The following is a 12,061-nucleotide window of genomic DNA, read 5'->3' as shown; positions in this document are numbered from 1 at the left end:
TCCGGGGGCGGACTGCCCGGGTCAGGAAGCTTCCAGGAACCCCATTTCCCCGCTGGCATAGCGCCGTTTGGCGTCGACCAATTGCGCAGCGTCATTCATGACGAAAGGACCGGATACCGCAATCGGCTCGGCCAGCGGCAAACCGGCCAATACGACCAGCGACGCGCCGTCCGTGGCAGCCCGAATTTCCAGCGCCGTCCCGGCCGCATATCCGGCGACACCGCCCTCCCCCAGCAGCGAATCGCCGATCCGCAGGGCGCCGGCGGTGACCAGAATGTGCACCATCCAGCTTGGCGGAAGAGGAAGATTGACGACGGCATTCTCGTTCAGCTCGACGCTCCAGAGTGCGGATGCGGTCCGTGTGGTGAGCGCAGCCTTGACGTCATCGAGATCGCCAACGTAACAATGCACCGTTGCCCCCGGAAATTGGACGACCGGTACGTCGGCGCGATCGACATGATGGATCGCCGGTGCGGCGAGCTTGTGTTGCGATGGGAGATTGACGAAAATCTGCAACCCCAGGCAATCGACGCCATCAACCTGCGGCACTTCCTCATGCACGATCCCGCGCGCCGCTTCGGTCCAATGCAGGTCGCCCGGGTTGATGCGATTGCGGCTGCCAAGACTATCCCGATTGATCAAGCCACCGGGGGACTGGGGAAGCATGAAGGTCACCGCGGAAAAGCCGGCATGCGGGTGCGGAGGGAAAAATGGCAAACGCATGCGAAACCAGTCGACCTGCAGAAAAGGGTCGAGCGCCCAGCCGAGCGAGGATGGCTGTAGCTTTGCCAGAAATAATCCCTCGCCGGCCGCTTGCGGCTCAAGCCTGCGCATCCCCAGCAGCGGGCGTGGATCGGTATGGGCACCCTGTACCATCGCGCTCAACCCATCACACCGGCGAGCACTTCCTCCAGGAGCAGTTTTTGCAGCTGCCCACCCTCTGTTCCGCTCCAGTCGAGCTTGCGGTTCACCTGCTCGGACCGGCCATCGAGCAATTCCTCGGCAACAATCCAGCCGCCAAAATTCATTTGCATCTTGGCAGCGAGAACCTGGACATGGTCAAGGAAAGGATGGACCTGTCGCTGAGAATCGGGACAGTGCACAATCAAGACCTTGTCGCGCGCCGGATATGCTCGGTATCACGACGTGCCTTTGCCAGCCCGGCCTATATTCAACGCTACGGCATGCCACTCAAGCCGCAGGACCTGGTGCGCCACCAGTGCATTCTTTTTCCTCATATCGACGACCAGGCCGACTGGCTGTTCTTATGGGGCGATCGGCGCCAGACTGTCACCGTGGCCGGCCCCATCAGCGTCAATAGTCTCGGATTCGTCAGGGAAGCCGTGGTGGCGGGCGTGGGAGTCGGTATCTTGCCCGAGTTGCTGAGCAGGGACCTGCTCCGGCAGGGGGTGATCGTGCCGGTCTGCGGCAACTGGCAAGCTCCCTCTCTCGACGTCAGCATTCTGACGCCGACACGCCATGTACTGGCGAAAACAAGGGCATTGATCGAGTTCCTGGCCCACCAGGTGCCGAAGGCCCTGGTCGAGGCCGGCGCAACGCCAGGCCCAGCGCTGAGGGCGGCTGTCCAATCTTGAGCCACCGCACGCCCGCCTCGAAGCCCTGCGTGGCAATCCGTCCGCGCGTCTAGTTTGCGCCGCCAGCGCTCAACGCTGCCGCGAGCACAGCCTCGATATCGATCCGCTTCAAGCCCTGGTTGACAATCGCGCGCACCCGCTCGCCCTCGGCGTTGGGACGAAAGCAGATATAGAGCTGCTTGTCTTCCAGCAGGCGCGGATGGAAACGCAGCGTCGGCGCCAGCGGGCGCAGATCGGCGTCGTTGCGAATCAGATGGTCGTACACGCGCCGGTCGATCAGCACCAGCGGCACGCGCCTGGCGGCGAGCTTGCGCAGGTTTTGCTTGTCGTTCACCGCGGCATCGACCCTTTGCTTACCCTGGCGCACCCGTGTGTCGAACTCATCGGTATTAACATAGCCTTCCACGACGCCGATACGGTACTTCGACAGGTCGGTCATCGTGTCCCATTGAACCGGTGCGGCGGCGTGGTAGGCAAAGCCGAGCGGACCGCTGCCGATCGGGTCGGAAATGAGAAAGTCGCGTGCCAGCCCGGGCGAGAGGTATTCGGGGTAATACCCGGCAAAGGGAGAATTGTGTTTGATGAGGGCCGTGGCCCGGGTCCATGGAAAGAATTGAACTTCCAGGCGGTAGCCCATGCTGGCCAGCGCGGCGGCGATCACCGACGTCATGGCGCCCTGCCGCGGCAGCGACGCGCCCGTGTAGGGAGGCCATTCGAGCGAGGATAGCCGTATGATGCGGGAGCTATCAGCAGGCACAGGGCTCGCGGAGCCAGCCAGTGCCGCGCTGGAACCGAACAGCATGGCCAAGCCACAAGCCCACGCCGAAAGAAAATGGACGCCCGGTCGCATAGTTGGAATCACTGATCAGGACAACGTTCTGTCGATACGAAATCATACACCCAAACAGCGATATTTCCCCCAGGGAAATGATATTATCCAGCCATTCGTGCGCACCTTGAACTGAGAAAACGTTGGCTGTAGAGCCATCATCATCATGAGATAGGCTTGGTTTCCTGCTCATATGTGCCATCTCGCCTCGCCCAGCCCCGCCGGACTCGGGTACGTCGCTTGGTGGTCCCGGAACAACGACTTAGGTGATCGCCCCTTTTTTCGACGCTTGAGCCCGCTCAATCGCCACACAATTCGCGCACCATTGGCCCGGTTGATGGGGCGATCAGCTAAACTCGGCAGCATACGCGCCCCTACACTGGAATACTCAATGATAAGAAATTTCGCAGCCGTCATGGCCATTGCCGCCCTTGGATTCATGACGGGTTGCGCCACGCCGCCGCCGGGCGAGCCGCCGCTGATGACGATTGATAGTTCGCGCTTACCGCCGGCCAACATCAGCCTGACGATTCCCGGCCTGAGCCAGTGCACCGACAGCGGCGACCACACCCTGAAACTGAATGCCCAGCAGCCGGTCACCGTGCTGGTGCATGGCTGTTTCAGCTCGGCCGGGCGCTACCGAGGCATGGCCCAGGTGCTGGCCTTTCATGGCCAGCAGACCGTGTGCTTCAGCTACAACGACCGCGACAGCCTGGTGGTCAGTGCCGGCCAGCTCGATACGGCGCTCAATCAGTTGAGCCAGAAACTGGATAACAAGCACATTACCGTCATGGGTCACAGCCAGGGAGCCCTGATTGCCCGCAAGGCGATGTCCGTGAGCAAGTCCGCCGCCATCGAAGGCGGGGATGTAACAATGCGCCTGGTGACCGTATCCGGACCGTTCGGTGGCATTGCAGCGGCGCGCCATTGCGGCAACCCGCTGTGGAGGACGCTGTCGCTTGGACTGGTTGCACCGATCTGCCAGATTGTCACCGGTGATAAATGGTCGGAAATTACCTACACGTCGCCGTTCATCGTCGAGCCCGGCGCACTCGATCCGCGCGTGAAGGATTTTCTCAAGATCGTCACCGATGAAGGTGGCAGCTGCCGGCGCATGAGCAACGGCGCCTGCGTGGAATCGGATGCGATTTTTTCCCTGGCCGAGCAACGCAACCCGGCGGTTGACCGTGACCCGCTGGTCAACATCGTGGAAGTGAAGGCGGGCCATGTCGAGATTGTGGGCAACAATCGCACCGGGCCGGTCAAGCTGATCACCGTATTGCAGGAACACGGGGTGATCAAGCCGACAGAGCCCGATCGGAGGGAGAAGTTCGGCCAGTTGCTGACGCGCCTGTTTGGGGAGGCGGCCCAGTAAGGCCGCGCAGCGCCTCAACGGGGTTTCGCGCGCTCCGCTAAATGGCAGCCGCTGCGGCGAACAGAATTGTCGCCACAAAATCTATTTCCGCGTCGGTAATGATCAATGGAGGCAGCAGCCGGACCGTGGCGCCGTGCCTGCCTCCCAGTTCGAGGATCAGGCCGCGCTGCAGGCATGCCTGCTGGAATTGCTTGGCGCGGGCCGTGTGGACTGGCGGATGCCCCTGCCCGTCCGGTTCGCCGTCGCGGTCGACAATTTCCATGCCCAGCATCAGGCCGCGGCCGCGCACATCGCCGATCCAGCCGAATGCGCTCTGCAGCTTGAGCAGATGGGCGCGCAGACGTTCGCCCATCTGGTGCGCATGGTCCGCCACCGCATGCTGCTTGAGATAGCGCAGCGTTGCCGTGCCGGCCGCCATCGCCAGCTGGTTGCCGCGGAAGGTGCCTGCATGCGCGCCCGGCTGCCAGACGTCGAGCTCCTCGCGATACACCACCACCGCCAGCGGCAAACCGCCGCCGATGGCTTTGGACAGTGGCATGATGTCAGGAATGATGTCCGCATGCTCGAAAGCGAACATCTTGCCGGTGCGCGCGATGCCGCATTGAATCTCATCGACGATCAGCGCAATGCCGCGCTCCTGCGTGATGCGGCGCAAGCCCTGCAGCCAGCGGTCGGGCGCCGCGATGACGCCGCCCTCCCCCTGCACCGGCTCCAGGATCATGGCGCTCGGCGCCGTGATGCCGCTTTCGGGGTCGGATAAAAGCTGCTCAATATAGCGCAGGTTCAAATCGATCGCCTGTTCGCCGCCGGTACCGAAAGGGCAACGGTAGTTGTGCGGATACGGCAGCATCTGTACGCCGGACAGCAAGCTGCCCAGGGCATTCTTGGGCCCGAGGTTGCCGCTGATCGACATCGTGCCGAGCGTCATTCCATGATAGGCGCCCTGGAACGCCAGCACGTTCTGGCGCCCGCTGGTGGTGCGCGCCAGCTTGAGCGAGGCTTCGACAGCGTCGGCGCCGGTGGGTCCGCAAAACTGGATCCGCGCCTGCCTGGCGAACGCCGGCGGCAAGCTGTCGAAAATCTCCTGCACGAAGGCATCCTTGACCGGGGTGGTCAGGTCCAGCGTGTGCATCGGCAGGTTCGATGACATGGCGGCATGGATCGCTTCCATGACCACCGGGTGGTTGTGGCCGAGTGCCAGCGTGCCGGCGCCGGCCAGGCAGTCGATGAAGACCTGTCCGCGGCTGTCCTGAACGTAAATCCCGCTCGCGCGTTCCAGCACCAGGGGAATCCGGCGCGGATAGCTGCGCGCATTCGATTCCTGGCGACTCTGCCGGTCCAGCACAGGCGTGCTGTCAAGGCAATACAGGGCATCGAGGCCGGTATGGCTCCGGCGCAGCCGGGTAGCCAGGTCCATCCCTCTTTCAGGTGCATTCATGTCGATCCTCTCACTCGGTTGGTCGCTGCAAACGCAGCGCTTACAGGTCGTAACGCAGAGCAACGCCGACGGTGCGCGGCGCCGCTACGTCCACGACCCTGCCAGACTGATTGTTGGCAATGTACTGGCGGTCGAAAACATTCCTTACATAAGCGCTGACGGTGGCCTTGCCGAAGCGGTAGGCCAGATTGGCGTTGACCAGGGCCGCGTCGTCACTGCGGCGCACGCTGCTGACCTTGCCGCTGGCATCGGTCAGGTAGGCCGACGCGCTGCCATCCTGATAAATGGCGTCGGCGCTGGCCGTCAGCGCGCTGTTGAGGCGATACACCATGCCCAGGTTGACTTTGCGGCGCGGCGCGCCAATGAACGATTGCCCGCTCAGCGTGTCTCCGTAGGCGACAAAATCCACATAGCGCGTATGGCTGTATGAAGCGCCCGCCAGCAACTGCAACGCCGGGCTGATCTTGTACTCGGCACCCAGTTCCACGCCCTTCATGCGGCTGTGGCCGGCGTTCGCCACTTGCAATTCCTCATCGGCGTCAAGCAGCGCCACCTGCTGGTCCTTCCAGTCGGTGAAATACACATTGGCCGTGGTGCGCAGCTTCTTGTCGAGCCAGGCGGCGCGGTGCGACAGCTCGACGGTATTGGTGTACTCGGGATCGTAAGCGCGGTGCGCGGTGCCGACCCGCACGTTGACGCCGCCGCTGCGGTAACCGCGCTGGACGAAAGCGCCGAACAATTGATCGGGCCCCAGGCGGTAGTTCAGGCCCAGCTTCGGCAGCAAGGCGCTGAATGTCTTGACCTGGTTCACCGAAGACACAGAGGCCAGCCCATCTTCCAGCGCCGTTTTGTTGCGCTCGCGCTCGTAGCGCAGGCCGCCCACCAACTGCCAGTTCGGAACGAAGTCCCAATTGACTTCGCCAAACACGCTGCGGCTCGCGATGCGGGTGGTACCGGTGACGCTGCCCACGGTCTCGCCGCTGAAATCGAGGCGGTCGTTCATGTCGTTGCTGACGGTGCCGTAGTAGACGCCTGCCTGCGCCTGCAGGCCGGGAACCTTGTATGCCAGCCTGACTTCCTGGTTGAACAGCTTGTTCTTGTGGACCCGCAGCACTTCCTGGGTGCGGTCGGCGCGCTGGTCGAAGTCGAGCAGCGAGTCATAGGTGCCGCGCGAGGACGACGTAATGCTGGTCAGGGTCAGGGCCGGATTGACGACATAATCGGCGCGCAGGGTCGCGCTGTCCTGGTCGAGCTGGTCGAACTCGCCGGTGTTATAGCTCACCGTATAGTATTGCGGACCCTGGTTGACCGCCTGGATGCCGCGCCGGTTGCGCGCGTGCGAGAGCGTCAACAGCAAGTCGAGGCCATCGATTGGTTCAAGCAGCAGTTTGCCGCGCAGGTTGACGTTGCGCTGAGGATTGGCATCCTTGCCCAGGGTGTCGTTGCGGATGTAACCGTCGCCGCTCTGCACATCGGCGGAAAAACGGGCCGCCACCTTGCCATCGACGATCGCGCCGCCACCGGCCACGGAAGCGCCGCGCTGGCCATGATTGCCACCATTGATGCGCGCCGACAGCGACGGGGTGTAGCCCGGATTCCTGGTCTGGAACACGACCGCGCCTGCCAGCGCGTTACGGCCCTGCATGGTCGACTGGGAGCCGCGGTAGACCTCGATCTGCTCGACATCCCACAGCGGTAACGGGCTCAAGGTCAGCATCCGGTGCGGCTGCAATGCATCGTCCACATACACCGACACCGCGCCATTGCTGGTAGCCGGTCCCTGGTCGTCGAAGCCTGCCACCGGCACGCCGCGAATCCCCCAGGTTTCGTTGCCCGACTGGGTATTGACGCCAGGCAGGCGCGCCATGATGTCGGTCAGCGACGCATCGGCATGGTCGGCAATATCGCGCGCCGTCACCACTGCCACGCTGGCCACCGTGTCATCGAGCGGGCGGTCGATTTTCTGGCCTTTGACGATCACCGTCTCGACCGGCGGCGCGGCATCGGCCGCGTTGGCTACTCCGGGTGCCATGAGCCACAGCGCTGCCGCAACCGCGGCTGCCATCTTGTTCTTTTTGACGTTCAACAACTTCATGAATTCACTCCAGCTTGCTTTTGATTGCTATCTGACTACGCGCGTTACGCTACTTCACGCCAGGACCGGAGCGGATATTACCTAGCTTTATTGACATTGTAAATCCAAATATAAATGAGAATCGTTCGTATTATCGTTTACATTTAACTCAGCCGTGATTATGATTGCGTCAACGTTGCAGCACCGCTTACCAAGGGGCTTCTCCCCCACTTCCAAGGAATCGCACCATGCCAGTAATTACGGCCGGCAACTGCCTGCAATCGCCGTTGCCTTTTGTCATACAGGCCGACAAGCCCGAGGCGCTGACGGCAATCGGAGCTGACGCGCGGCAGACGGCGGCCACGGCGCTGGCCAGCGCCGGTGGCGTCTTGTTCCGCGGCTTCGGCGTGCCCACGCCGCTGGAGTTCAAGAAATTCGCAGCCAGCTTCGGCCTGCCGCTGGCCAGCTACGAGTTCGGTTCCACGCCGCGCAGCAAGGTGTTTGCGGGCGTCTACAGCTCGACCGAGTATCCGGCGCACCAGAGCATTGCGCTGCATAACGAGCAGTCGTACACGCGCCAGTGGCCATCGCTGATCTGGTTCCACTGCATCAAGCCCAGCATGACCGGCGGCGAAACGCCGATTGCCGACAGCCGCCTGGTGTACCAGCGCGTTCCCGCCGAACTGCGCGACGAATTCGCGCGCCGCGAACTGCTGTATGTGCGCAACTACAGCGTCGCCCTCGACCTGCCCTGGCAGCGCGTGTTCAACACCGACCAGCGCGCGCAGGTTGAAAGCTACTGCGCCGCCAATGGCATCGAATGGGAATGGAAAGCCGACGATGAACTGCGCACGCGCCAGCGCTGCCAGGCGGTGCTGCAGCACCCCGTCAGCGGCGAATGGGTCTGGTTCAACCAGGCGCACCTGTTTCACGAATCGGCCAACGACGCGACGGTGCGAGCCAACCTGTTGCAGGCGGTCGGCTACGACAACCTTCCGCGCAACGTGTGCTTTGGCGACGGCAGCCCGATCGCGGACGAGAAGCTGGACGCCATCCGCGCCGTGTACCAGTGCACTGCGGTGGCCTTCCCGTGGCAGGCAGGCGACGTGCTCATGCTTGACAACCTGCTCGTCGCGCACGGGCGCAACCCGTTTTCGGGCGAGCGCAAAGTCATCGTCGCCATGGCCTGAGCCGTCCACGACCTACCAAGTGAACCTACCCATGAACCACCACCATTTCATCGACGTACTGGAAGCCCAGGCGGCGCGCCGCGCCGGCCACCCAGCCGTGCAGTTTCTCGCTGACGGGCGCGAAGTGAGCGCCACCGCCAGTTTCGCCGCGCTGCACGAGCGCGCGGTCAGCCTGGCCGCCCTGCTCCAGCAGCGCTATGCGCCCGAGGCGCGCATCCTCCTGATGCTGCCGTCGGGCATGGAGTATGTCGATACGTTCTGCGCCTGCCAGTACGCCGGCATGATCGCCGTGCCCCTGTTCGCCCCCCAGTCGCGCCGCCCGCGCCACCTTGACCGGGTGCGCAACATCGTGGCCGACGCGCGCCCCGCCCTGATCCTGTCGACCGAAGCGGCGCAGCCGGTACTGCGCGAGCTGGCCGCCTCGCTCGGCATCGAGGTCGACATCCTGACCGTCGCCCAGCTCGACGCCGCGCCCGCCGCACCGGCGTGGCGGCGGCCCGTGTCCGCCCCCGACGCCGTCGCCTTCCTGCAGTACACGTCCGGCTCCACCGGCGCGCCCAAAGGCGTGGTGGTCCGGCAGCGCAATCTGCTGGCCAACCTGGAGCTGATGCGCGCCGGCGTCGACTTCCTGCCTGATGACTGCATGGTCAACTGGCTGCCCTTGTACCACGACATGGGGCTCATCGGCGGGCTGCTGCTGCCCATCTACGCCGGCATGCGCTGCGTGCTGATGGAAACGAAGAGTTTTGTCCAGTCGCCGTCAGTCTGGCTCCAGGCCATCAGCCGCTATCGCGGCACGGCCAGTTTCGCGCCCAATTCCGCCTACGCACTGTGCGTTTCGGGCATCGACGACGCCACCATCGCCCAGCTGGACCTGAGCTGCTGGAAGCACGCCATCAGCGGCGCCGAACCGGTACACGCGGCCACCCTCGCGGCCTTCGGCGCGCGTTTCGCCGACGCCGGCTTTCGCCAGCAGGCGCTCTGCCCCGGCTACGGCCAGGCGGAAGCGACCCTGTGCGTGTGCACGGTAGCGGCATCCGAACTGCCATTGACGCTTCGCCTGGACAAAACCGCACTGCAAAACGGGCGCGTGGTCCTGGTACAGGACAGCGGCGACGCGGCCGAATTCGTCGGCTGCGGCCCCGCGCAAGCGCTGCACCGCATCGCAATCGTCAACCCTGACACGATGAGCCATTGCGCGCCGGGTGAAATCGGAGAAATCTGGCTGCATGGCCCGAGCAACGCCGACGCCTACTGGGACCAGCCGGAAATCAGCGAGCAAACGTTCCGTGCCCGCGCCGCCGGCGACGATGCCCATTACCTGCGCTCGGGCGACCTGGGTTTCATGCATGAAGGACAGCTGGTCATCTGCGGGCGCCTGAAGGACCTGATTATCCTCAACGGGCGCAATCTGTACCCCAACGATATCGAGTTCGCGGTCACCCAGGCTGAATCGGGCATCCGCGCCGGCCGCATCGCCGCGTTTTCGGTGCCCGATCCGCATGGCGCGCGCGAACAGCTGGTCATCGTGGCCGAGCCGCACCGGCGCTGCGTCGACGGCGCTGCGCGCGAGCTGCTGTTCGCGGCCGTGCGCGACGCGGTCAGGGAAGCGGCCGATTGCGCTGTCGACGTCATCGTCCTGATCGCGGCGGCCACGATTCCCATGACCACCAGCGGAAAAATCAGCCGCAGCGGCGCGCGCCGCCAGTACCTGGACAACACGCTGGAAGTGATCGCTGTCACCGGCGGCCAAGCCGCCGGCACGGCGTTGCCGCAGGCGCTGCCCGACCTGGCCACGCTGCGCGCGGCAGGCGCCACCGAGGAAGAGATGGCTGTGGCCTGCGCCGCCTGGCTGAACCTGCAGGTCGTCGCGCTGCGCCCGGGCGCGGCGCCCGACCCGCAGTCCACGCTCATCGGGCTCGGGTTCGATTCGATTGCCATCGCCACCCTGCATGGCCGCCTGCGGATGCACACCGGCTGGCACGCACCGTACGAGACGATGTTCGGTGCCGGTTCGCTGGACATGCTGGCCCAGGGCCTGCAGCGGCACCTGGAACTGCAGAAGGCGAGCAGCGACGCGATACCGGCCCTGCCCGGACGCGCCGAGAAGCGCCAGTCCCACGCCCAGCGCCGCCTGTGGTTCCAGAACCGCCTCGATCCGCGCAGCTGCGAACACAATATCGCGGTTCGTCTCAGTTTGCGCGGCCCGCTCGACGCCGACGCGCTGCGACGCAGTTTGCACGACCTGACCGAGCGTCATCCCGTGCTGCGAACGGCCTACCGCGATTCAACCCAGGGGCCGTTGCAGTTAGCGATGCCGGGGGCGCCGGTGCCGCTGCGCTGCATCGACCTGTCGGCACTGCCCGCGCTTGAGCAGCAGGAAAATTTGGCCCGCATGGTGAGGCAGGAACGCGACACCCCGTTTGACCTGACGGCCGGCGTGATGCTGCGCGCAACGCTGGCAAGCTGCGCGCCGGACCAGCATGAACTGCTGATCGGGCTTCACCATATCGCTTTCGACGGGCGCTCGGCCGAGATCTTCCTGGCCGATCTGGACCGCCTGTATGCGGCGCACAGCACCGGCGGCGCATCTGGGTTCGGCCCGCGCCCGCTGGACTATGCCGACTTCGCCGAATGGGAGCACGCGCGCCTGACCGCTCCCCTGGTCGACGCCGAACTGCAATTCTGGCATGGCTACCTGAGCGACATGCCGCACACCCTGGCGCTGCCTGTGCAAAATGGCGCGCACACTGGCAAGGGACTGCACACGTTCAAACTGGCGTCGCTGGCGGTGGCGCGGCTGGAACAATACTGCCGCTCCCACAACAGCACCGTGTTCATGGGACTGCTCACCTTGTTTGGCGCCTGCCTCCATTACTGGAGCGGACAGCAGCGCTTCATCATCGGTACCGACGTCGCGGGCCGCGCGCATCCGCAACTGGACGACATCATCGGTTTCTTCGTCAACCAGCTGCCGCTGCGCTGCGACGTCGATGGCAATCCGAGCCTGGCCAAGCTGTTTTCGCGCGTCGCTACCGACGCCCAGGCGGCGTACGCGCATCAGGAGCTGCCATTCAACCTGCTGGTGTCGGCCATTGCGCCCGAGCGCTCCGGCAAGGAGTCGCCGCTGTTCCAGGTAAAGCTGAACTGGCAGCCGGAACGCGGCCACGCCACCGCGCTGGGCGCGCTGCGCATCGCCGACATCGCCCAGTACCAGGACGGCGGCGCCTTCGACCTGGTGCTGGACCTGACCCACGGCGCCAACGGCGTGACGGCAAACCTCAAGTACCAGACCGCGCGCTTCGACCAGCATGCCATCGACCGCTTCGTCCAGCTGTGGACCGGCTTGGTCGACGGCTTCGAGGCCCTGCTCCCGCTGCCCCTGTCGCTGCTGACGCAGCAGATGCGCGAGCGCGACAACGCATTGCGCCTCTCGCTCCAACAGCGGCAAACGTCCGACAGCCGCGCCTTGCTTGGCGCGGCCAGGCGCCGCGTGGCACAGGCATAGACCAACCCTTTCACCGAGACCGGATATGAATCTTCCCGCAGCCCCAGGCCTT

8 protein-coding genes are annotated in these 12,061 nt (G+C 64.4%); 4 read left to right on the top strand and 4 right to left on the bottom strand.

Translation table 11 applies throughout. The features are described 5' to 3' along the window. Nucleotides 1-21: 21 nt before the first annotated feature. On the bottom strand, nt 22-876 hold the full coding sequence (locus CR152_RS19225) for a pirin family protein (protein WP_099877234.1): 855 nt from the start codon (nt 874-876) through the stop codon (nt 22-24). A 47-nt stretch (nt 877-923) separates the two neighbouring features. Between CR152_RS19225 and CR152_RS19220 the strand changes: the two genes are divergently transcribed. Then, nucleotides 924-1,595 carry a substrate binding domain-containing protein gene (locus CR152_RS19220; RefSeq protein WP_157778596.1) on the top strand — a complete coding sequence of 224 codons (672 nt, stop codon included), beginning with the start codon at nt 924-926 and terminating at the stop codon, nt 1,593-1,595. Nucleotides 1,596-1,644: 49 nt separating this feature from the next. On the opposite strand, the gene CR152_RS19215 is transcribed toward CR152_RS19220, so the two are convergent. Further along, nucleotides 1,645-2,265 (bottom strand): substrate-binding periplasmic protein, encoded by a 621-nt coding sequence (locus CR152_RS19215; protein WP_157778595.1) that lies wholly within the window; start codon nt 2,263-2,265, stop codon nt 1,645-1,647. A gap of 550 nt (nt 2,266-2,815) precedes the next feature. Here CR152_RS19215 and CR152_RS19210 point away from each other — a divergent pair. Beyond that, nucleotides 2,816-3,799, top strand: a complete 984-nt coding sequence (locus CR152_RS19210; protein WP_208640150.1) for an esterase/lipase family protein — start codon at nt 2,816-2,818, stop codon at nt 3,797-3,799. Nucleotides 3,800-3,836: 37 nt separating this feature from the next. Here the strand turns inward: CR152_RS19210 and CR152_RS19205 are convergent, their stop codons facing one another. Continuing rightward, nucleotides 3,837-5,237: a diaminobutyrate--2-oxoglutarate transaminase gene (locus tag CR152_RS19205; protein WP_208640149.1), complete on the bottom strand. Its 1,401-nt coding sequence runs from the start codon at nt 5,235-5,237 to the stop codon at nt 3,837-3,839. Between the two features lie 40 nt (nt 5,238-5,277). After that, nucleotides 5,278-7,332: a TonB-dependent receptor gene (locus CR152_RS19200; protein ID WP_208640148.1), complete on the bottom strand. Its 2,055-nt coding sequence runs from the start codon at nt 7,330-7,332 to the stop codon at nt 5,278-5,280. A 227-nt stretch (nt 7,333-7,559) separates the two neighbouring features. Between CR152_RS19200 and CR152_RS19195 the strand changes: the two genes are divergently transcribed. Together CR152_RS19195 and CR152_RS19190 are read left to right on the top strand one after the other, a co-directional pair. After that, entirely contained in the window at nt 7,560-8,501 is a 942-nt protein-coding gene (locus CR152_RS19195) for a TauD/TfdA family dioxygenase (RefSeq protein ID WP_099877225.1), read from the top strand. Between the two features lie 31 nt (nt 8,502-8,532). Next, nucleotides 8,533-12,009: a condensation domain-containing protein gene (locus CR152_RS19190; RefSeq protein WP_099877222.1), complete on the top strand. Its 3,477-nt coding sequence runs from the start codon at nt 8,533-8,535 to the stop codon at nt 12,007-12,009. The last annotated feature ends 52 nt before the right edge of the window (nt 12,010-12,061 follow it).

It is taken from the genome of Massilia violaceinigra (assembly GCF_002752675.1).
Taxonomy (GTDB): Bacteria; Pseudomonadota; Gammaproteobacteria; order Burkholderiales; family Burkholderiaceae_D; genus Telluria_A; species Telluria_A violaceinigra.
This window is presented reverse-complemented; position numbering and strand designations above follow the sequence as displayed.